17 protein-coding genes and 5 tRNA genes are annotated in these 22,902 nt (G+C 53.4%); 4 read left to right on the top strand and 18 right to left on the bottom strand.

Features of this window, described 5'->3' with window-relative positions; translation table 11 throughout:
• Positions 1-19 precede the first annotated feature (19 nt).
• The 16 genes from rpoC to lpxC form a co-directional block, all read right to left on the bottom strand.
• Positions 20-4,174 carry a DNA-directed RNA polymerase subunit beta' gene (gene rpoC, locus ACY692_RS00535; protein WP_462323369.1) on the bottom strand — a complete coding sequence of 1,385 codons (4,155 nt, stop codon included), beginning with the start codon at positions 4,172-4,174 and terminating at the stop codon, positions 20-22.
• Between the two features lie 66 nt (positions 4,175-4,240).
• Positions 4,241-8,332 carry a DNA-directed RNA polymerase subunit beta gene (gene rpoB / locus ACY692_RS00530; RefSeq protein ID WP_462323368.1) on the bottom strand — a complete coding sequence of 1,364 codons (4,092 nt, stop codon included), beginning with the start codon at positions 8,330-8,332 and terminating at the stop codon, positions 4,241-4,243.
• 328 nt (positions 8,333-8,660) lie between these two features.
• Positions 8,661-9,044 carry a 50S ribosomal protein L7/L12 gene (rplL, locus tag ACY692_RS00525; protein ID WP_462323367.1) on the bottom strand — a complete coding sequence of 128 codons (384 nt, stop codon included), beginning with the start codon at positions 9,042-9,044 and terminating at the stop codon, positions 8,661-8,663.
• 48 nt (positions 9,045-9,092) lie between these two features.
• On the bottom strand, positions 9,093-9,611 hold the full coding sequence (rplJ, locus tag ACY692_RS00520; protein ID WP_462323366.1) for a 50S ribosomal protein L10: 519 nt from the start codon (positions 9,609-9,611) through the stop codon (positions 9,093-9,095).
• Positions 9,612-9,724: 113 nt separating this feature from the next.
• Positions 9,725-10,423, bottom strand: a complete 699-nt coding sequence (gene rplA / locus ACY692_RS00515) for a 50S ribosomal protein L1 (RefSeq protein WP_462323365.1) — start codon at positions 10,421-10,423, stop codon at positions 9,725-9,727.
• Positions 10,424-10,442: 19 nt separating this feature from the next.
• A complete protein-coding gene (gene rplK, locus ACY692_RS00510; protein ID WP_462323364.1) occupies positions 10,443-10,868 on the bottom strand; it encodes a 50S ribosomal protein L11 in 426 nt (141 codons plus the stop codon).
• 29 nt (positions 10,869-10,897) lie between these two features.
• Positions 10,898-11,461, bottom strand: coding sequence for a transcription termination/antitermination protein NusG (gene nusG / locus ACY692_RS00505; RefSeq protein WP_462323363.1), 564 nt, complete (start codon positions 11,459-11,461; stop codon positions 10,898-10,900).
• A gap of 47 nt (positions 11,462-11,508) precedes the next feature.
• Complete coding sequence (secE, locus tag ACY692_RS00500) at positions 11,509-11,754, bottom strand: preprotein translocase subunit SecE (RefSeq protein ID WP_462323362.1); 246 nt, start codon at positions 11,752-11,754, stop codon at positions 11,509-11,511.
• A 10-nt stretch (positions 11,755-11,764) separates the two neighbouring features.
• Positions 11,765-11,840: transfer RNA gene (locus ACY692_RS00495), tRNA-Trp, on the bottom strand.
• Positions 11,841-11,869: 29 nt separating this feature from the next.
• Entirely contained in the window at positions 11,870-12,019 is a 150-nt protein-coding gene (gene rpmG, locus ACY692_RS00490; protein WP_462323361.1) for a 50S ribosomal protein L33, read from the bottom strand.
• Positions 12,020-12,027: 8 nt separating this feature from the next.
• On the bottom strand, positions 12,028-13,227 hold the full coding sequence (gene tuf / locus ACY692_RS00485; RefSeq protein WP_462323360.1) for an elongation factor Tu: 1,200 nt from the start codon (positions 13,225-13,227) through the stop codon (positions 12,028-12,030).
• Positions 13,228-13,298: 71 nt separating this feature from the next.
• Positions 13,299-13,374: transfer RNA gene (locus tag ACY692_RS00480), tRNA-Thr, on the bottom strand.
• Positions 13,375-13,392: 18 nt separating this feature from the next.
• Positions 13,393-13,469, bottom strand: a tRNA-Gly gene (locus ACY692_RS00475).
• A gap of 60 nt (positions 13,470-13,529) precedes the next feature.
• Positions 13,530-13,615: transfer RNA gene (locus ACY692_RS00470), tRNA-Tyr, on the bottom strand.
• A 5-nt stretch (positions 13,616-13,620) separates the two neighbouring features.
• A tRNA-Thr gene (locus ACY692_RS00465) sits at positions 13,621-13,696 on the bottom strand.
• 175 nt (positions 13,697-13,871) lie between these two features.
• Complete coding sequence (gene lpxC, locus ACY692_RS00460; protein ID WP_462323359.1) at positions 13,872-14,792, bottom strand: UDP-3-O-acyl-N-acetylglucosamine deacetylase; 921 nt, start codon at positions 14,790-14,792, stop codon at positions 13,872-13,874.
• A gap of 322 nt (positions 14,793-15,114) precedes the next feature.
• Between lpxC and ACY692_RS00455 the strand changes: the two genes are divergently transcribed.
• Positions 15,115-15,666: a hypothetical protein gene (locus ACY692_RS00455; RefSeq protein ID WP_462323358.1), complete on the top strand. Its 552-nt coding sequence runs from the start codon at positions 15,115-15,117 to the stop codon at positions 15,664-15,666.
• A 146-nt stretch (positions 15,667-15,812) separates the two neighbouring features.
• On the opposite strand, the gene ACY692_RS00450 is transcribed toward ACY692_RS00455, so the two are convergent.
• Positions 15,813-16,925: a spore photoproduct lyase family protein gene (locus ACY692_RS00450; RefSeq protein ID WP_462323410.1), complete on the bottom strand. Its 1,113-nt coding sequence runs from the start codon at positions 16,923-16,925 to the stop codon at positions 15,813-15,815.
• Positions 16,926-16,987: 62 nt separating this feature from the next.
• Positions 16,988-17,941, bottom strand: coding sequence for a hypothetical protein (locus ACY692_RS00445; RefSeq protein WP_462323357.1), 954 nt, complete (start codon positions 17,939-17,941; stop codon positions 16,988-16,990).
• A gap of 296 nt (positions 17,942-18,237) precedes the next feature.
• On the opposite strand from ACY692_RS00445, the gene fusA reads away from it, so the two are divergent.
• The 3 genes from fusA to ACY692_RS00430 all read left to right on the top strand — a co-directional run bounded on the left by fusA (position 18,238) and on the right by ACY692_RS00430 (position 22,803).
• Positions 18,238-20,298, top strand: a complete 2,061-nt coding sequence (gene fusA / locus ACY692_RS00440; protein ID WP_462323356.1) for an elongation factor G — start codon at positions 18,238-18,240, stop codon at positions 20,296-20,298.
• A 121-nt stretch (positions 20,299-20,419) separates the two neighbouring features.
• Positions 20,420-21,127 (top strand): lysophospholipid acyltransferase family protein, encoded by a 708-nt coding sequence (locus ACY692_RS00435; protein WP_462323355.1) that lies wholly within the window; start codon positions 20,420-20,422, stop codon positions 21,125-21,127.
• A complete protein-coding gene (locus tag ACY692_RS00430; protein ID WP_462323354.1) occupies positions 21,124-22,803 on the top strand; it encodes a ribonuclease J in 1,680 nt (559 codons plus the stop codon). Before ACY692_RS00435 ends, ACY692_RS00430 begins: the two co-directional genes overlap by 4 nt.
• The last annotated feature ends 99 nt before the right edge of the window (positions 22,804-22,902 follow it).

Below are 22,902 nucleotides of genomic sequence, written 5' to 3'. Positions count from 1 at the left end.
CGTTTTTTGTCCCGATAGATCACGTATTGACCAAAATCGGGTCCTTTTCCAATTCTTCGAGGAATTTGTCGGGGCTTTCCGGCTGCCCCGGGACCTCGATGGCATTCTCGACGTAGGCCTTATATCCGGTTCCCGCGGCCACGAGCCGTCCGACAATGACATTCTCCTTGAGCCCTAGGAGGGAATCCTCTTTGCCCTGGAGTGCGGCCTCGGTCAGAACCTTCGTTGTTTCCTGGAACGATGCCGCAGAGATAAACGACTCCGTTGAAAGAGAGGCCTGGGTAATTCCAAGGACCAAGGGTTCAGCGGTCGCAGGACGCAAACCTTTTTGGACACAATTGGCGTTCTCGGCAAAGAAACGGCTCTTCTCGATATGCTCTCCGATCAAAAAGCCCGTATCACCGGGGTCGATGATGTTGATCTTCTTGAGCATCTGTCTGACGATGATTTCGATATGCTTATCGTTGATGTATACCCCCTGTGACCGGTACACATGCTGGACCTCTTCGACGAGATAGTTGGCCAGATACTTTTCCCCATGGACATGCAGCAGATCGTGGAGATCAGGCATCCCCGCAGTGAGCAATTCACCGGGCTCGACAAAATCCCCCTCCTGAACGGTGATGTGCCGCCCTTTAGGGATGAGATAGTTCTGGGGGTCACCCACCTCGGGGGTGATCACGATACGCCGTTTCCCTTTTGAGTCCGCCCCAAAGGAAACCGTTCCCTCGATTTCAGAAATGATCCCCGGATCCTTGGGCTTACGCACCTCAAAGAGTTCTGCAACCCGTGGCAAACCACCGACAATATCCTTTGTCTTGGAGGTTTCACGCGGTTTTCGGGCGATGAAGTCACCCGCTGCCACCTCTTGACCGTCCTGAACCATCAGCAATGCACCCACCGGAAGCTGGAAGATGGCCTGCGAAGACCCTCCCGGACGGGATTTGACGTTACCATCCCCGTCGCAGATCGACACACTTGGCCGGTAGTTGGTGGAGCGGTATTCCATGATACTCAGGGTGGACTGCGATGTGGTCCGGTCCCGCTTCTCCTGGACGGTCCGTCCCTCGATGACGTCGGTGAATTTAACGACACCGTCTATATCGGCAATGAATGGCTCATTGAACGGATCCCACTGGGCCAGGAGATCCCCCTTGGCGACCGTGTCTCCCTGGTTGAAGAAAAGGGTGGCCCCATTGGGAAGCGGATATTTCTCGCGTTCGAGCCCTTGGTCGTCAACGATCTTGAGCTGACCATTCTTACTGAGAACGAACATCTTTCCGTCGGCGTTCTTAACGACCCTGACCCGCGAAAGAACAACATTCCCGTCATTCTGGGCCTTGTGTGAGGACTGTTCGATCTCCCTGGATGCCGTCCCCCCGATATGGAAGGTACGCATGGTCAACTGAGTACCGGGCTCACCGATACTCTGGGCCGCGATAATCCCAACGGCTTCACCGACATTGATCATGTGCCCACGGGCGAGGTCCCGACCATAGCATTTTGAGCAGACACCATGGGGACTGCAACAGGTCAAGGAAGAACGGATGATAATGCTCGAGAGGCTCGAGGCGTCGATCTTTTCAACCGCTGCCTCGTCGACCAGCCCACCCTGGGGGACGATACATTCCCCGGTATCCGGGTCGACCACCTCATACATAGCAATCCTGCCGAGGACACGCTCTCCAAGTTTCTGCCGGACCTCTCCGCCCTTGAGCATGGCCGAGATTTCCAGCCCATCAACGGTGCCGCAATCATCTTGGCTGATGATAACGTCCTGGGAGACATCCACGAGACGGCGGGTAAGATAGCCTGAATTAGCCGTCTTCAAGGCTGTATCGGCCAGCCCCTTCCGTGCACCATGGGTAGAGGTGAAGAACTGCAACACCGTGAGCCCCTCACGGAAATTGGCGGTGATCGGTGTTTCGATGATTTCACCCGAGGGCTTTGCCATCAACCCTCGCATACCAGCGAGCTGGCGCATCTGGTCCTTGTTACCACGCGCTCCGGATGTGGCCATCATATAGATTGGGTTGAAACTCTGGTTTTTTTCTTTCTTGCCCGTCTTGGGATCCTCGAGGATCTCCGTAGACAGCTCGTCCATCATGGCCGTGGCCACGTCGTTCGTGGTCTTGGTCCAAACATCGACGACCTTGTTGTATTTTTCCGTTTTGGTGATGATACCGTCGTTGTACTGCCGCTCGATCTGCTCGACCTCATTGGTTGCCCTCGAAAGGACCTGCGCCTTCTTGGGCGGTATGGTCAAATCCTTGACCCCTACGGTCACTGCGGCCCGGGTCGAGAACTCGAACCCAAGGGCTTTGATCCGGTCGCAGACAAGAACAGTGGCCTTTGTCCCCGCATGACGGTAGGTTTCACCAACAAGATTGGCGATGGATTTCTTGTCCATGATCCGGTTGACCAAGTGGAAGGGGACACCGTCCGGCAGGATGTCTCCGATGAGAATCCGTCCCGGAGTGGTTTCGACCCGTTCTGCATCGATGCGGACGGTGATCCGCGCATGCAGGCCCACGCACCCGGCGTCATATGCCGCGATAACCTCGCCGGGGCATGAAAAGATCTTTCCCTCACCATCCTCAAAGGCCCGGGGGACTGTCAAATAATACAGGCCGAGGACCATATCCTGCGTGGGAACGATAATTGGCGACCCATTGGCCGGAGAAAGGATGTTGTTCGTGGACATCATCAAGACCCGGGCCTCGATCTGCGCCTCGATAGACAACGGAAGATGCACGGCCATCTGGTCGCCATCGAAATCCGCGTTGAAAGCGGTACAGACGAGGGGGTGGAGCCGGATGGCCTTTCCTTCAATCAAGGTGGGTTCAAAGGCCTGGATACCGAGGCGATGCAGGGTTGGCGCACGGTTGAGGAGAATGGGGTATTCCTTGACCACATTTTCCAGGATATCCCAGACAACCACCTCCTCGCGCTCAACCATCTTTTTGGCACTCTTGATGGTCGAAGCATATCCACGGGCCTCGAGTTGGGAATAAATAAACGGCTTGAAGAGCTCCAAGGCCATCTTTTTGGGCAGTCCGCACTGGTGCAGCTTGAGGTTTGGACCAACACAGATAACGGACCGGCCGGAATAGTCCACGCGTTTACCCAACAGATTCTGCCGGAACCGCCCCTGTTTTCCCTTGATCATATCACTTAAGGATTTGAGGGCGCGGCCATTGGTCCCGGTGATGGCCCGACCACGGCGACCATTGTCGAACAGCGCGTCCACGGACTCCTGCAACATACGTTTTTCATTGCGGATAATAATATCGGGCGCCCCGAGTTCGAGCAGGCGCTTGAGCCGATTGTTCCTGTTGATGACCCTACGATAAAGATCATTCAAATCAGATGTCGCAAAACGCCCACCGTCGAGAGGAACCAGGGGACGCAAATCCGGAGGAATGATCGGCACGACCTCGAGGATCATCCAGCTGGGCTTGTTATCCGAGTCAAGAAAGGCCTCGACGATATGCAGCCGTTTGGCCAGTTTTTTCTTTTTTGTTTGGGACCGGGTCGATCTGGAGTCCTCCCGCAACTGCTCTCGGAGTTCTGCCAGGTCGATCTCTTCAAGCAATTCCTTGATCGCCTCGGCCCCCATGCCGACCCTGATGGCCGACTCGCCATAGTGTTCGACGATCTGGAGGTACTGGTCCTCAGAGATCACCTGCATCTTCTGGAAATTGGTCTCTAGGGGATCAAGGATGATATAGGCATCAAAATAAAGTACCTTTTCCAGATCAGCCATGGTCATATCCAAGAGGGTCCCAATCTTGGAGGGAAGACTCTTGAGGAACCAGATGTGGGCCGCAGGCGCGGCCAGTTCGATATGGCCCATTCTTTCACGACGGACCTTGGAGGCGATCACCTCGACACCGCATTTTTCACAGACGATACCGCGGTGCTTCATCCGTTTATACTTGCCGCAATTACACTCGTAATCTTTGACCGGGCCAAAAATCTTTGCGCAAAACAATCCATCGCGCTCCGGCTTGAAGGTACGGTAATTGATGGTTTCCGGTTTCTTGACCTCACCAAAGGACCACTCCCTGATCCTTTCCGGGGATGCAATCTGGATCTTGATCTTCTCTAGATCCTGCCCTTTAATGGTGGTCGCGGTATTTCCTCTCTGTGTGAACAGATCATCAAGACTCATATAATTTCTCCGTGGCCTTAGCCAAGGGATAACGTTATATCTAAAATGCCGACCCTGGCCTGGTGATTACCTACGTTTTCCAGATCGCGCCCGTTCCTCGAGGCTCACATCAAGACACAGGGACATCATTTCCTTGACCAAGACGTTGAAGGATTCGGGCATACCGGATTCGAGAAAGTTCTGTCCCTTGACGACCTTCTCGTACATCTTGACCCGTCCTGAAACGTCATCGGACTTGACCGTCAAGAACTCCTGGAGCAGATGCGCAGCCCCATAGGCCTCGATAGCCCAAACTTCCATTTCCCCAAGCCGCTGGCCACCGAACTGGGCCTTACCGCCCAGGGGCTGCTGGGTAACCAGTGAATAAGGACCGGTCGACCGGGCATGGATCTTTTCATCCACAAGATGGTGCAGCTTGAGATAGTACATATAGCCGACGGTCACACGGTGGTCGAACGGATCCCCGGTACGTCCGTCGCAGAGCACGGATTTACCGTCGTCAGGGAGATTGGCCCGCTTGAGCAGCCCCCAGATCTCGTCTTCATGGGCTCCATCGAAAACCGGGGTCTTCATAACGATCCCTCGACGCAGCTCCCGGGCCGCCAGGGTGAATTCATCATCGTCCATTTTATCCACGAGATCACTGATCTCCCTGGACCCGTAGACCTCCTTGACCTCCTTGCGCACCGGAAGGAGATCCTCGCCACGATCAATCATGTCCGCGATCCCTCGGCCGAGTTCCTTGGCGGCCCACCCGAGATGGGTCTCCATGATCTGGCCGATATTCATTCGGGACGGGACACCGAGGGGATTAAGGACGATGTCGACAGGTGTTCCATCGGCAAAAAAAGGCATGTCCTCTTCGGGAAGAATATTGGACACAACACCCTTGTTCCCGTGTCGACCGGCCATTTTGTCACCCACACGGAGCTTACGCTTGACCGCGATATACACCTTGACCATTTTTATGACCCCCGGAGGCATATCATCCCCTTCGGTCACTTTTTCACGCTTCAGTTCATAGATCGTTTGTATGGCGGATTTCTGCCGGTCGTATTGATCGAGGATATCCTGGACGGTTTCGTTGGTTTCCTTGCTTTTAAAAAGCTTGGCCAATTTCTTCAAGGGCACCCGGTCCAAAAGGTCTTTGGAAAGGGTTTGGTTGGCCTCGGCCAGGACCTCCCCCTTGCGTCTTCCCATCAACCCTCTGGATATGATCTTTCCCTTGACCGCCTGCCACATTTTTTCCGTGGTCGTCGAGGTCAGCGATCCGATATGTTGCTGCTCATACCCATCGATCTGTTCGAGCTCGGAATCCTCGATCTCTTTGGTCCGCAGGTCCTTGTCGCCCGAACGCCGGTTGAAAACCTTGACGTCGAGAACGATCCCCTCGACCCCCGGCGGAACCTTGAGCGAGGTATTTTTGACATCTCGAGCCTTTTCACCAAAAATTGCTCGCAATAACCGCTCTTCCGGGGTGAGCTGGGACTCCCCTTTGGGCGTAATCTTTCCGACCAGGATATCGTCCTGCCCAACACGGGCTCCGATCCTGATGATCCCGCTTTCATCGAGATCACGGAGCATATCCTCCCCGACGTTGGGAATGTCCCGGGTGACCTCCTCGGGTCCGAGTTTGGTATCCCGGGCGATGAGGTCAAACTCCTCGATATGGATGGATGTATAGGTATCATCCTTGACGGTATTTTCCGAGATGAGGATGGAATCCTCGTAGTTGAATCCACACCAGGGCATGAACGCAACCAACAAGTTCTTGCCCAGGGCGAGCTCACCGTCCTGGATCCCTGCCCCATCAGCCAGGATGTCCCCCTTGAGGACCCGCTGTCCGGGGAGAACCCGGGGCTTTTGGCCGAAACAGCTGTTCTGGTTTGATTTGTGAAATTTTTGGAGGAGATAGAAGCTGGTACCACCGGTCTCAGGATAAAGATCATCATAACGAACAATGATCCGCTCTGCGTCCACGAAATGGACCTCCCCCTCCCCTTCGGCAAGCAAACAGGATCCAGAGTCCCGGGCAACCGGCCCTTCCATTCCGGTGCCGACCAAGGGCATCTCCGCCCTGAGAAGGGGAACGGCCTGCCGTTGCATGTTACACCCCATGAGGGCGCGGTTGGCATCGTCGTGCTCGAGAAAGGGGATGAGCGAGGCCGATACGGAAACGATCTGGCTGGGTGAAATATCCATCAGGGTGACATCGCCCTTGTCAACGATGGCAAACTCTCCCTCGACCCTGGCCGCGATCTGGTCATTGACAAAATGTCCATCATCGCCAAGCACGGCATTTGCCTGGGCCACGATCTCACCCTTTTCACGGGAGGCATCAAAATAGGTGACCTCACCGGTTACCCGGGCCTCCTTGACAATACGATACGGGGTTTCAATGAACCCGAAATCATTGACCTGTGCATATGTCGTTAAGGAAACGATCAGACCGATATTGGGACCTTCCGGGGTCTCAATGGGGCAAATACGGCCATAGTGGCTGGGGTGTACGTCACGGACTTCAAAACCGGCCCGTTCTCGCGTCAGCCCTCCGGGACCCAGGGCGGAAAGACGCCTTTTGTGGGTCACCTCGGACAGGGCGTTGGTCTGGTCCATGAACTGGGACAGCTGGGAGGTTCCGAAGAATTCCTTGAGCACGGCGGTAACCGGCTTGGGATTGACCAGATCATGCGGCATGAGCGTGGCCACTTCCTGCAGGCTCATCCGCTCCTTGATGGCGCGTTCCATACGGACCAATCCAATCCTATACTGGTTCTCGACCAGTTCGCCCACGGGACGGACACGCCGGTTGCCCAGATGGTCAATATCATCCGCCGGCCCATGGCTGTCCTTGAGAAAGATGAGATGCTTGATCGCCTTGAGGATGTCGTCATTGGTCAGGGTTCTGGCATCCAGTGGCAAATCAACTTCGAGACGGGTATTTAGTTTGTACCGGCCAACGGGGGAGAGATCATAATAGTCGCTGTTGCGGAAGAGATTCTCAAAGAAACTTGCAGATACCTCGGGGGTCGGAGGAGAACTCGGGCGCAACCGCTTGTAGATGTCTACCTGTGCGCTCTCCATGTCTGTGGTCTTGTCAAGCAAGAGTGTGTCACGGACCGAGGAGGAAACCCCTGGTCCCGTGGCAAACAAACACTTGATCCCGCTGATGTTCATGGTCTTCAAAGTATCAACAAGCTCGGGGGTGAGCGCATCACCGGGGGCTCCCATGACTTCACCGGTTTCAGGGTTGACAACCTCTTCACCCAAAAATTCCGTGGCGAGATCAGCGGGATTCATTTCGATCCATTCGATCCCGGCCTTGCACATCCTCTTCCATGCCCCTTTGGTGACCATGCTCCCAGCGGAAACCAACTCTTTGCCATCATCCCGGACAACGGTCGTGTACGCGGTGTCCTTACGGTAGAATTCCGGCTTGACCTCCCGGAGGATACGGTCCCCATCGGGACGCAGGGTATGGAAAGAATAAAAGTACTTGAAGATCTCCTGCGTTGTCATCCCCATGGCCTTGAGCAGAATGGTCACGGGCATTTTTCGGCGACGGTCTATACGAACGTACAGGATATCCTTGTGGTCGAAATCAAAATCAAGCCACGAACCACGCATGGGAATGATGCGTGAACTGTAGAGAACCTTACGGCTGGCATGGGTCTTTCCGGAGTCGTGCTCGAAAATAATACCGGGAGAACGCTGGAGCTGATTGACAATAACCCTTTCCGTCCCATTGACCACAAAGGTACCCTTCACGGTCATCAGGGGAATGGTGCCAAAATAGATATCCTGTTCCTTGATATCATGTATGGTCCGATTCTGCGTCTCTTCGTCGATATCGAAAACAACGAGGCGGACCTTGATCCTCACAGGGGCTTCGTAGGAAAGTCCTTTTGAGATGCACTCCTCGACATTGTACTTTGGATCACCAATATCATAACTGACATACTCCAAAGTTGCGGTCTTGTTAAAATCCTGAATAGGAAATACAGATCGATAAACGCCCTCTAATCCAAGATCCTCTCTACTCGCAGGAGGAACATTGGACTGCAAAAATTTCTTGTAAGAATCTACTTGAAGTGTTAGTAGGTGAGGGATTTCGATTGCATCTCTAATTTTCCCAAATTTTTTTACAAATTGATTCATGTTCTCCCCTCAGGTAAAGAGATCAAAGACGCGACAAACCTTTGAGTGTATACAAAGCAAATCGATGATGACAGATGAGTTATAAAGAAAAAACAGAAAGCTAAAATATTTGTTGCAAAAAGCGTACAAACATTCTTTTTTGGAGGAAGGAAATTCAAATTTTCGAGAAAGGATTTACGAGTTATAGACCAACTACAGTATTAGCAAAAAACTGTGCGCTAAATATATAGAAACTTTACACTAAAAACCTGCATAGTGACCATAAACATAATAAGGAGCACAGGACTTTATGCCCTATGCTCCTTATAGATTCGTAAAGGAGTCCGCTCTACTTGAGTTCGGCTACAGCGCCCGCATCTTCAAGCTGCGTTTTTGCGTCTTCAGCCTGCTCTTTGGTGACGGCTTCTTTGATCGTGGAGGGGAGTTCATCGACCTTGGCCTTGGCCTCCTTGAGTCCGAGATTCGTCAGGGCACGAACGGCCTTGATCACGGCAATCTTGTTCCCACCGACTTCCTTGAGCACCACATCGAACTCGGTCTGTTCTTCTTCGGCCGGGGCATCACCAGCTGCCGGAGCAGCGGCAACAGCGGCAACCGGGGCGGCGGCGCTCACGCCAAATTTTTCTTCCAGCTCCTTGATGAACTCGGCGAGTTCGAGAACGGTCATGTTGGATATAAAATCAACAACCTGATCTTTGGTTATGTCTGCCATTGTTTCCTCCTGTAAAGAAATGAATGATCTTTGACTCTTTATTTGGGGTTATTGTTCTTTCTGATCTTTGATCGCATTAAGAGCATTGAGCATATTGCGAACGAGATTGGCAAAAAGGCATACAAAATTCTGCGGAACAGCGTTCATGGTTCCGAGAGTTTTGGCAAGCAACTCTTCCTTGCCTGGGAGCGTAGCCAGTTGTTCAAGTTCCTTGGAGTCAAGGAAGTTACCCTCAAGTGCGCCAAACCTCACAGTGAACTTTTCGTTCTTTTTTGCGAACTGTGTAAGAATCTTGGCCGCAACAACAGGATCATCATAGCCAAAGGCCACGGCACAACAATCCTTGAGTTGGTCCTTGAGGGGATCACAGGGGCCTTCGGAAAAAGCGATGCGGGCAAGGGTATTCTTGACCACATGGTATTCAACACCACTTTCTCGAAGAGAGGCACGCAACGGCGTTACCTGCTCCACCTTGAGTCCTTTGAAATCGGTTACAACAGCGATACTCGACTTGTCTGCTTTTGCCTTTAGATCTTCAATGACCTTAGCTTTTTCTGCCCGGTTCACGTTTGATTCCTCCCGGTTAGACAAAAGAGCCAAAAAGTCTCGGCAGGATATTAAGAGCTGCGCTCTCCTGCGTTCTTTGACTCTTCATTTTCATGTACCAGGATCTGGAAGGTCTATTCGCCTTTAATAGAGCTCGGCTCTACCTTGACCCCAGGTCCCATGGTGGTTGATACGGAAATGGCGTTGACATAAGTACCCTTGGCCGACGAGGGCTTGAGTTTACCGATCATCGCCATGAGGGAAGCAAAATTGTCAAGAAGCTTCTGCGACCCAAAAGAGACCTTCCCAATAGGGGCATGAACGATCCCCGCCTTATCGACCTTGAAGTCGACCTTACCTGCCTTGAGTTCAGTGATCGCCTTGGTGATGTCAAAGGTGACCGTTCCGGTCTTGGCATTCGGCATAAGGCCGCGCGGACCCAATATTTTTCCGACCTTACCGACCTGTGCCATCATATCAGGGGTAGCAACCGCCTTGTCGAAATCAAGCCATCCACCCTTGATTTTTTCTACGAGTTCCTCGCCCCCGACGGTGTCCGCACCAGCATCCAAGGCCTTCTGTTCGTTTTCACCCTTGCAAAAGACGATGACCCGGACCTCTTTTCCCAAACCATGGGGGAGAGTAACAGCCCCCCGGACCATCTGGTCGGCATATTTGGGATTGACACCTAGATTAACGGCCACATCGACGGTCTGATCAAATTTTGCATAGGAGGCCTGCAATGCAAGGCCCATCGCATCCTCAGCGGGATATTTTCTAGCCCGGTCTATATCTTTATTTACCTCACGGTAATTTTTTCCATGCTTAGGCATAGTATTTGGTCCCTCGCTGCTAGTTTTGTATCTCCAGTCCCATGCTGCGGGCCGTGCCTGAAATGGTATTGACCGCAGCATCAATATCCTTGGCGGTCAAATCAGGCATCTTGATGTTTGCTATCTCTTCAAGCTGTGCCCTGGTCACTTTACCGACTTTGTTCTTGTTCGGTTCGCCAGAACCCTTATCAAGTTTGGCAGCCTTGAGCAGCAAGACCGAAGCAGGAGGAGTTTTGGTAATAAAAGTAAAGGAGCGATCCTGAAAAACAGTGATCACAACAGGTATAATCATCCCCTTGTCATCCTGGGTTTTGGCATTGAATGCCTTACAAAACTCCATGATGTTTACGCCATGCTGGCCCAACGCCGGGCCTACCGGAGGGGATGGGTTAGCTGCTCCTGCAGGAATCTGCAGCTTAATTTTCGCCAGTTCTTTCTTGGCCATTATATATCATCCTCTTTGACAGCTCGGCATCAGCCCTTGGAAACCTGCACAAAATCGAGTTCCACAGGGGTCTGTCGTCCAAATATTGAAACCGACACCTTGAGCTTGCCTTTATCGTAGTTGACTTCCTCGACTACAGCATTGAAGTTGGCAAAAGGTCCATCTATAACCCGCACCTCATCGCCCTTCTCAAAATAAAATTTCGGCCGGGGCTGCTGTTTCCGGCTTTCGATTGTAGAGAGTATCTTTTCGGCATCCCCGTCACTCAATGGCGAAGGTCTACTCTTGCCACCGATAAACCCCGTCACCTTGGGAATGGACTGGATCATATGCCAGGACGAATCATTGAACACCATTTTGACCAAGGCATATCCAGGATAGAACTTACGGGTTGAAGTGCGCTTTTGGCCCTTGACGAGTTCGACAACCTTCTCAGTAGGAACAATGACGTCCTGGATCAGGTTTTCGGTCTGTCCAGTACGGATCATCTCCTTGATCGTCTGCTCGACCCGCTGTTCAAATCCCGAGTAGGTATGTATTATATACCAACGGGACTTGGGGCTTTGCTCCGCCATATCGCGTTGTTCTTCCATATAATTGCAACCCGCTGATGTTTGTTGGATGCAAGGCCCCCACGTTCCTACGAGAGGATTGCCTCGACGATCTTGGAAAGCCCAAGGTCGATAATCCCTAAAAACAGGGAGATGACAACGACCAGGATGGCAACCGCACCTGTCGTGGACATGGTCTCCTTTTTGTCGGGCCACACAACCTTTTTGAGTTCTCTTTTCGAAAGATCGAAAAAAGTTCTCAACTCATTGATTTTCTGACCAATCCCCTGCTGTTGTGCAGGCTGGTTCGCCAACTTCTGCTTTTTTTTTGCCATAATTATAAAGTGGCAGGCCAGGAGGGATTCGAACCCCCAGCCCTCGGATTTGGAGTCCGATGCTCTGCCGTTAGAGCTACTGGCCTGCACTGGGTATGAAAACGCTCCCTAGAAGCTACTTTGTTTCTTTATGCTTAGTGTGCTTCTTACAAAAAGGACAATACTTACTCAATTCAATCTTTCCAGTAGTGTTCTTTTTGTTTTTCTGGGTAGCGTAATTTCTTCGTTTACACTCGCCGCAAGCGAGCAGGATATTAATCCGCATGATTCACCTTACTCTATGATTTCGGATACAACCCCGGCACCAACGGTCCGTCCACCTTCACGGATGGCAAAACGCAGACCTTTTTCCATGGCGATAGGAGCGATCAGTTCAATTTCAAAGGTGGTGTTGTCGCCAGGCATGATCATTTCAACGCCCTCTGGCAGAGTGACGACACCAGTGATATCGGTGGTACGGAAATAGAACTGGGGACGATAGCCGGCAAAGAAAGGCGTGTGGCGTCCACCCTCTTCCTTGTTCAGGACATAGACCTCACCCTTGAATTTCTTATGCGGAGTGATGGACTTGGGAGCAGCGAGAACCTGGCCACGTTCGACATCGTCACGCTTGACACCACGCAGAAGGACGCCAACGTTGTCGCCCGCCTCTCCACGGTCGAGGATCTTACGGAACATCTCAACACCGGTACAAACGGTCTTGGTGGTGTCCTTCATACCGATAATCTCGACATCGTCACTGACGTTGATGACACCACGTTCCACACGGCCGGTAACAACGGTACCACGCCCGGAGATAGAGAAAACATCCTCGATGGGCATCAAGAAGGGCTTGTCGACATCACGCTCGGGTTCCGGAATATAGGAATCACATGCGTCCAAAAGCTCGAAAATGCACTTGGCCTCTTCGCTCTCGGGATCATCACTCTCCAAGGCCTTCAGGGCGCTTCCCTTGACAACCGGAATGTCGTCTCCGGGGAAACCGTACTTATCCAGAAGTTCGCGCACTTCCATCTCGACGAGCTCAAGGAGCTCCTCATCATCAACAAGATCACACTTGTTCAAAAAAACCACCAGGGCGGGAACGCCAACCTGACGGGCGAGGAGGATATGCTCACGCGTCTGGGGCATGGGCCCGTCAGTAGCGGCAACAACGATGATCCCACCGTCCATCTGGGCGGCGCCGGTGATCATATTCTTGATGTAGTCGGCGTGACCCGGGCAATCCACATGTGCATAGTGGCGCTTTTCGGTTTCGTATTCGACATGGGCCGTGGCGATGGTAATACCCCTTTCCTTCTCCTCGGGAGCCTTGTCGATCTGGTCGAAGGGTATGAAGTTTCCGCCATCAGCGTTCTTCAGACTGACCATCTTGGTTACTGCCGCGGTCAGCGTAGTCTTACCATGGTCGATGTGACCAACGGTTCCGATATTGACATGCGGCTTTGTTCTTACATATTTTTCTTTAGCCATAACGAACCCCCTTTCAAAAATTTTACGTGGCGTTTTTCCAACGGGTTGAATTTGCCGGGAGAGGGTTTGACTGGAGCCCACGACCGGACTTGAACCGGTGACCTCTTCCTTACCAAGGAAGTGCTCTACCTGCTGAGCTACGTGGGCACGGGAGGACGTGTGGATTGGAGCGGGAAACGGGACTCGAACCCGCAACCCTCAGCTTGGAAGGCTGATGCTCTAGCCAATTGAGCTATTCCCGCTCATTCCTGTTCCGTAGTCAAACAACAAGATCCCTGTCTCCTACAAAACATTCGCGTGAATGGTGGAGGGGGGAGGATTTGAACCTCCGAAGGCGTCCGCCGACAGATTTACAGTCTGTTCCCTTTGACCACTCGGGAACCCCTCCGACTCTGGAGCTGGCGATGGGACTTGAACCCGCAACCTGCTGATTACAAATCAGCTGCTCTACCAATTGAGCTACGCCAGCCAGAGAAGAGACGTCACTATAGACTTTCGTTTCCGATTGCAAGTTTTTTTTGAAATTTTTCCGAAAATTCTTTTTAGCGTTCCGCTTCATTACAATAAAGACCTCCGCGATCCGGCACCGATCCGCGGAGGTCTTGTTGCCATATTTCTTGGCCTGGGACAAGCGTGTGGGATCTTCAGGCGAGAGCGGGCTCCAATGCGGGAGCTGAGACCGGTTCACCGGCGCGGGAGTGACCGGCAGATCCGAGACAAGCCTCGTCAAGATAATAGTCCCGATTGTCTGAAAGATAGCGGAGAAAGGCATTGTTGTGCCCATGCCCCGAACAGGCCACGCGGAAATCCCCATGGAGGGGATAATCGATAAGATGCATATCGCCGATGAAATCAAGGATCTTATGGCGGACGAGCTCGTTGCCAAAACGAAGGCCATCGGGGTTGACCACCCCGTATTCATCCAGGACCACGGCGTTCTCGAGGGACCCACCAAGGGCAAGACCGTTTTTTTGCAGCATCTCAACATCCTTCATGAATCCGAAGGTCCGCGCCTTGGCTATCTCGCGCAAGAAGGATTCCGGGGACAGCTCAAAAACCATGGTCTGGACGCCGACCAGGGGGTGGTCAAAATCGATTGTATACGTCACCCTGAAACCATCATAGGGGATGGCCTCTATGACCTTGCCGTCCTTCTCGAAGTCCACCCTTTTCTTCAATCGAAAAACTTTCTTGGAAGCCGCCTGTTTGCGGATCCCTGCCGACCGGAGCAAAAAGACAAAACTCGCGGCACTGCCGTCCATAATAGGAATCTCGTCCCCATGGACCTCGATGACGATATTGTCGATCCCTAGACCGGCAACGGCCGCCAGAACATGCTCGACAGTGGCGATGGAGCGGCCATCGCACCCTATCGTCGTCGCAAGACCGGTAGAAACCACGCGGTCGGGAGTGGGCCGAAAAACCCTTTTCCCCCCTTCCCCCATGTACTGGAAAACCACCCCTGTATCCTGGCCACTCGGTCGCATGACAAGGCGCAGTTTTTTCCCACTGTGCAGACCGACACCTGAGCACTGAACCGTTTTTTTGATCGTTTTCTGTCGCATAGAATTCCGTAAAGCATTTTATATGCCAAGCTCCACTGTCTTTTTTACACCCTAAAATAATTATATTTTTTAAAATAATCACAAGAAGTATGACTTTTTGGCCACAAAGAACATTGCTTCCGAACAACAAACCTGCCTGTTTCTGGTGCGGCACCATGGGCAAGCTATCACCTACCGGTTCACACCGCCATTTCGGCCAATATTCGTCCCTGACGAGGTTGAAATTTTTTCCGGAATGGTCCACTAGCCCTGACCGGCAATCACGACTATAAAGGGGAACACGGCCCCCTCCCCTACCCCGTAACCCAAACAAGGTGACAGCATGAAACATCTTCCCGCCACGCTCCATCAGGTGCACCCACGGTTCGACCTGCAGGCATACATGTTTTTGGCCCAGACCCCTACGCTCACCCCCCAAAGGATCCTGGAGATGACCAGCGTATGGGAACGGTGGCACCCCCTGCTCAAGGCCTACACTTTCGGAAAAACCAAAGGATACTTGCTGGTCCATCTCGACCATGCCGTGGAAATAGAGATGGAGGAACTATGGAAAAACTCACAAGAGGAGGCCTTCTTGCGTGAGGCATTGGCCCAGTCGATGATCATGGGTACGTTGCGTTTGTTCCTTCCCGAACTGGATACTCGAGGATGCGCCCCGTTGCCGGAGCCGAACAAGATCCTCAAGAGATCACTGGCCAAGGTCGGGATCACGTTGAACAACCAGGGGGGACTGGGGTATAAATACGCCACATTGACCTTCCTCCCTTGCCCGAGCGGATGCGACAAATGTTTTCTGCGCCGGACCTGCCCCAAAAAATTGGGGATCGGCGCCCAGCAAACGTATTCCACTGCGGGTCGCTTCCCCACCCAGTGACCCGCGGAATCCGGCCGCATTCTCACTCATCCCATCCGGTCCAGCACTATCGAGAGAAAATCGCGGGATCCGGAAATAACGATTCCGGATCCCGCCAGAGTAGGTACCGCTCGGCACTATTTTTCCGAGCACATTCGGCCCGCTGCTCACCCGCCGCGTCCGGCAAAGGCACAATCGAGCAGGTGTCTTGAAAGCCCCCCCAGATCTTGGACGGTATACCCCATTACTTCCCGCCATACGGTATCGGACTCCATACAAAAATAGAGCTGCCTGTCCATCCCATACCTCCTGAGCAATGCGACCAAATGGTTGAATTGCTCCACCCGTAAGGTCCGGAGCAGACGCTGCTTGCCATCGACACCGGTGATAAACTCATCGTAAATGTATCTGCTCTCGGGAAAATCACGTTCGATAACCGTCTTGAGCTCGGGCATGCATCGGAACGACCCCATACTCATGTAGGCAATATCCTCGGGGGAGACATAATCGAAGATCATGGCCACGATTTCCTCGTACCCTCGTTCCCACCCAGGATAATGGATCATCGGGTCGAAATGGAGACAAACCCTGAATCCATTTTCTACACATTGCCGGGCGGCCTGGAGACGTTTTTCCAACGAAGCGCTCTCCCCCAACTCCTCGTGGGAAGCGATGTACGGAGCGTTCAGGGACCAGGCCGGCAAAACACGGTCCGGTCGTTTGACCGCATCCATCCACGAAAGATCCACGACCTTGGACTTGAGTTCGAGACAAACATTCTCATAATTCCCTAGAAAGGCGACCAAATCACGGCTGTACCCTGTCAGAGGCTCCAGGACCAGCGAATCGGTATATTCCCCGGTTCCGACGCGGAACCGCTGCCGGGGGTCACGGCTAAAGGCGGTATCCAGTTCCTTCCACAGATCATCCTGGTTGGCCCACACCTTGAGGACCGGATCCTGGAAATAGGCCTGCAGGATACAATACGAGCACCTCAGCGGACAATTCTCGCCAATATGGATGATACGGTATCCACAGCAGCGATAATACCTTGTACCCGGGCAAAAACGCAAAAACGTTCCCTTGTAATCCTTTAGATAGAGTGCCTGGCCACTTTTGGGCACCCTTGTCACCCCCTGGCCCGGAGCGACAACGGTCACGGGCAGCTGACCCAGTTTTTCCCGGACCCGCTTCGCTATCACGGAATCCTCGACCCCCGCATCGATATAGATCTTCGTGATGCCCGAAAGATAGGGCGGGAGTCGCCGGGTGTCGCACATGGCTTCCTCCTGGGGGACACCGGCGTGGAGCACGGATCGGTCCTGCAACGTATGCATTGCACTCATAGCTCTCTCCCGGGGTCACCGAGAGTATCCCAGATCCCGTGTTCGGCGATCTTGCCGAGTTCTTCCACCCGCCGGCGCAATCCGGCCCCTGAGCCCACACGGACAGAAAACTCCACTGCACCGGTCTCAAACTGGTCCGGCTGGACAAGACGCCATTTGGAACCAGCCACAACCCCCCGGGAGGTTTTCTTGAATCGATTCTGCAAGCCGGACAACCGGGGGTATCTGGCCTCCCACAGCACCCCCAGCAGCCCGGCCATGGTATCCTTGGGGGAGAGATCTCTGGAAAAAATTTCCGGGAGCCCCAATACGTCCAAGAGTTCTGAGGGGCCACACCCCCTGGCACGGCTCGTCTCCCAGATCCAGGTCACAAAATGGACCGCATTGTTCTTGGACCAGGACAGTTCCTTGAAGTAGGGATAAAGGGCACCCAGATCATCGGGTCCGAATCTGGTGAGGAGGGGGGCGAGTGCCGTGGGAAGATGGCCCCCCTCCAGCAGCTCGTCCCACACAGGGGGCAGTTCCAGCCACGTCATCAATAACTTCCACGCCCTAGAGCGGGCTGCAACTCCCAGGTATGGCGCAATCCCGTCCACTTCTCCACGACAGGATGAAAAATAGCGCAACGCACTGATCCTGAGCCCATCGTCCAGTGTTTGTCCGGCATTGCTCTCGAGAAAGACCAGCCCCTTGTGCCACGGGCCGGTATCCGGAAGACAAAGGGTCGTGACGGAACGGCCGAGCCGGTCAAGGGCCATGACCCGCCTTTGCCCGGCCAGGAGGCGGGGGGCGTCGCGCACCACGGTGGCCAGAACCGGAACGATTTGCCCCACTTTATCCAGGGACTCGACCAGCTGTTCGTCACTGGGTCGGGACCAAAAAAGACTTGGGGACGTCATATCGAACCGCTGGGGCTCGTATTCCGCCAAGCGCATTTGTTCGTATTCCATTTCATAATCCTTGTTACAGGGAAGGCCAAAAGCGGCCGGTCCAATTTTTTTCCGCCTTGACAACGGTATTTGCATCTACCTATAGATCCCGCATAATAAGAGGGTTAGAGTACCTGATCGTCAAAACTCCTCCATGCCGTTTTATAAAACCAGCACGGGTCGATTCAAAGGATGTGAACCTTGTCAAAAATCCATTTTTTATCAAGTAGGATTTTTTCCACTTGCCGACGGCAGAGTGGCATGGGTTCCTCCTCTGTTTTTCTAACATAATCGTAGCATAAGGACAGGGAGACCAGATGGTGGAAAAACTCAAAAAACAAAGGACATACGCCGTTGCAGGGCACGGTGGTACGGGCAAGACGTCGTTAGCTGAAATGATCCTGCTCAATGCGGGAGGCATCAACCGGCTTGGCAAAATCGAGGAAGGGACCACAACCCTTGATTACGAAGCAGAAGAGATCAAACGCCGCGGCAGCATCCAGCCGGCCGTTGCCTCCTACACCTGGAACAAAAATGACCACTTCCTCCTCGACACTCCCGGGGATAATAATTTTATCGGGGACCTGGCCTACCAGCTCTTGGCCGTGGACAGTGCCGTCTTCGTCATCGATGCCATCGACGGCGTCAAACCCCTGACCAAAAAATTGTGGAACGAGGTCTCCAAAGCCAATCTTCCCGCGGTCATCTTTATCAATAAAATTGATCGGGAACGGGCAAATTTCGACAGCGCTTTTGATGGGCTGAGCAGCATTTTGGGTATCAAGCCTGTCCTCCTCTATATGCCTATCGGCGCTGAAGCCGGGTTCAGGGGATTGGTGGATATCTTGCGTGAAAAAGCCTTTTTCTTCCAAGAGGACGGCACACTCAAGGAAGGGGATCTGCCGGAAGAGATGCGGGATGATGTTGCCGTCATCCGTGAAACCACCATTGAAAACATCGCTGAAAGCGATGAAGATCTGATGGAAAAATACCTCGAAGAGGGATCGTTGAGCTGGGAAGAGATCGTTTCCGGACTCCGCACGGGCACATTGGCCCGTGAAATCGTGCCGGTATGCGCGGGATCGGCCCTTGCCAACCGGGGTGCCGCCCAGTTGCTCGAAACGATCCAGGACCTACTCCCCTCTCCCCTGGAACATCCAGAATGGGAAGGGGAAGAGGACAAAACCCGCCCCAGCGATCCGGATGCCCCCTTCTCCGGATTCGTATTCAAAACCATAGCGGACCCCTTTGCCGGACAGCTGAATATTGTCCGCGTTCTTTCGGGTACGGCCCGCACTGACATGCAGGTCATCAACGCCAACCGCGGGGGCAAGGAAAAGTTCGGCCCGCTTCTTCTCCTTGAGGGAAAAAAGCAGACACCCTGCAAAAAAGAACTCGGACCGGGAGCCCTTTTCGCCCTGGCCAAACTCAAGGATACCGGGACCGGGAACACCCTGTGCGATGAAAAATCACCATTTCTCTTGCGCACGCCCACACTCCCCCCGACCATCATCTCCTACGCCCTGAATGCTGCGGAAAAGGGCGATGAAGACAAAATCTTTGCGGCCGTTCAGCGGTTGCTCGACGAAGATATCGTTCTCTCCCTCTCTCGCAACGAAGAAACAGGGGACATGCTCCTGGCCGGGATGGGACAATTACATATCGAGCTGTCCGTAGAAAAGGTCAAACGCCGCTACAAAGCGAACATCCTGCTCAAGACCCCAAAGATTCCTTACCGTGAGACGATCAAGGGCGCGGCCGAAGTACAGGGACGCCACAAGAAGCAATCCGGTGGCCGTGGACAATTCGGTGATTGCTGGATAAAAATGGAGTCCAACTCCAGAGGTGCCGGGTACGAATTCGTCGATGCCATTGTCGGTGGCGTCATCCCCAAACAATATATTCCAGCGGTCGACAAAGGAATCCAGGAGGCCTCCGTACGGGGCATCCTGGCCGGGTACCCGCTGATTGACTTCAAGGTCACTCTCTTCGATGGATCCTACCATGCGGTGGACTCCTCCGAAATGGCCTTCAAAGTCGCAGGCTCCCTGGCATTCAAAAAGGCCGCGGAACAATGCAAGCCCGTTCTTCTCGAACCGGTTATGCATGTGTCCGTTTTCGTTCCGGACGAATATATGGGTGACGTCATCGGTGACCTTTCCGGTCGACGGGGCAAGGTCCTCGGTTCTGATTCGGACAAGGGGATCACGGAAATCCAGGCCCACGTCCCCATTGCCGAGGTTCTCAAATACGCACCCGACCTGCGGTCCATGACCGGGGGGCAGGGAACATTCACCATGGAATTCGACCATTATCAGGAGTGTCCACCCCAGGTCACAGAAAAGGTGATCGAGGAAAGTCGCAAGGAACAGGATTAGCATTCTGGAAGGGGCCGCTTGGAGCGGCCCCTTCCGGGTTCTTATCCTTGTGCTTTGCTCCCCTTTTGGATAAATTGTAGTGTTGGCTTTACTCCATTGTATTCCAAAGACAAGGATATGTATGCTCCGTTCCATTTACGCCTATACGACAATAACCCTGTATCTCGTGTTCGGGGGGCTTCTCCTTATTCCGGCAGCCTACCTGGACCGTTCAGGAAAGGTCCCCTATGCCATAGCGGCATCGTGGGCCCGATTCTGCCTCCACGCATGCGGGATTTCTCTTGACGTCCACCTGGAAAACCACAATCCCGAACAACGGTATATTTTTGTTTCCAACCACCAGAGTCAGGTCGACATACCGATACTCCTCTCTCTCCTCTCTCGCTTCAGGATCTCCTTTCTGGCCAAACACACCCTGTTTGGGATTCCGGTCCTGGGCAGGGTCATGAGAAGTCTAGGGTGCGTTCCCATTGACCGGACCAATCCACGCAAATCCATGCGTGCCGTGGACCAGGCCATCAAACGCCAATCTCCCTCCGCCTCGTTCCTCGTGTTCCCCGAAGGAACACGGAACCACACCCTCGGCGGGTTCAAATCGGGGGCCGTTGTCATGGCCCTGCGGTCCAAGCTGCCCATCGTTCCTGTGGTCATCGACGGCTCCGGACGGGTGCTGGCCAAAAACTCACTACGGATCAAGCCCGGAACCGTCAGGGTGTGGGGCTTACATCCCATCGAATTCCAAGGGAACTCTACCCTCGCAAAAAGAGAACGGATCAAACAGGACATCTGGAACCTTATGAACAACAAACTTTTGGAGTCATCACAATGAGCGAACCACAACTGACCCTGACTCCCCTCGGTGGCCTCGGTGAAATCGGAATGAACTGCATGGCACTGGAGACCAAGGATTCCATGGTCCTGATCGACTGCGGACTCATGTTTCCAGACGACTATCTCCTGGGGGTCGATGTTGTCATTCCCTGCCTGGATTTTATCGTCGAGCGTCAGGACAAACTCAAAGGCATCGTCCTCACCCATGGGCATGAAGACCATATCGGTGGATTGCCGTGGCTCATGCCGCAGATACAGGCCCCCCTCTACAGTTCCGAATTCACCCTGGCCCTTATCCACCGCAAGCTGGAAGAACACGGTTTGGCCGACCAGTTGGACTTACGCCCTGTCAAGGGAAGGCAGCAGGTCCGGATAGGCGATTTCACGTTCCAGTTTTTTCGGGTCTGTCACTCGATCATCGAAGGATTCGGGCTGGGCATCGAGACCCCGGTGGGAAAAATCGTCCACACCGGAGACTTCAAAATCGATCGGAACCCACTGGATGGACACGCCACGGATCTCCAAGGCTTCGAAGAGTTTTCTCGGGATGGGGTCAAGCTCCTCTTTTCAGACTCCACCAATGTCGAGCGGCAGGGATATGCCCTGACCGAGCGCGAAATCAAATCTTCTCTCAACGACATCATCCAGGGGGCCACGGGACGGATCCTGGTGACCCTTTTCTCCAGTCACATCCAACGCATCCAGGAAATCTTCGACCTGGCCAAAACCTATGGCCGGAAGGTGGCCATCAGTGGAAAGTCCATCGCCTCGAACATTGAGATAGCCCGTGATCTCGGGTACTTGAACGTTTCCAGAGACAATTACTGCGAACTCGAGGAACTCCCCACCCTGGCGGATTCCGAAGTCATTTTGATCCTTACCGGTTCTCAGGGGGAACCCCTTTCCGCATTGAGCCGCCTCTCACGCGGAGAACACCGGCAGCTCAATATCCATGAGGGAGACACGGTCGTCATGTCCTCCCGATTCATCCCGGGAAATACCAAGGCGATCACCAAGGTCATAAACGACCTGTACAGATTGGGCGCGGAGGTCCTGTACAAAAAGGTCCAGGCCATCCATGCCTCGGGCCATGCCCACCAGGAAGAACTGCAGACCATGCTCAAAACCGTTCGGCCCAAATTCTTCGTTCCGGTCCACGGGGAGTACCGCCATCTGCTCAAACACACGCAACTGGCGCAAAAATCCGGTGTCCCTCCGGAGCGGACCCTCCTTTTGGAAGATGGCCATCCGATCACCCTTTTCCCGGATTCCATCCGCTTCGAAGAGGCCATCAGGGCCGACTCCCTGCTTGTCGACGGCAAGGGGGTCGGGGACGTGGGACAAACCGTGATCAAGGAGCGGCAGATCCTCGGCGGTGAAGGACTGGTGATTGTCGTCCTGGTCGTTGATCCGGGCCAGCGGGGCATTGTCCTTGGCCCCCAAATCCTCTCCAAAGGATTCATCTTCGAACAACACCTCTCCCATGTCCTTGAGGACGCCAAGGAAATCGTCCTGGATGTCTACGAGAACATCCCACCCAAAGACACCAGAAAGCTCAAGGACCGCATACGGTCCTCCCTGCGCCGTTTTTTCAAGAAAGTCCTGGGGCGCGATCCGATCGTCGTCCCCCTGGTTATCGACATCTCCCAAAAAGAAAACACCCAACCATTTTGAATATCGGCACAAAACAATCATAGACCTATTCTGCAATCCCGGAATATGGGGCTTGCTATTTGCCCTGTTTCCATATAGGAGTCTTCGACTCAAAAATTC

Source organism: Desulfoplanes sp. (genome assembly GCF_054921335.1).
The sequence above is the reverse complement of the archived record's forward strand: the minus strand, read 5'-3'. Positions and strand labels throughout refer to the sequence as shown.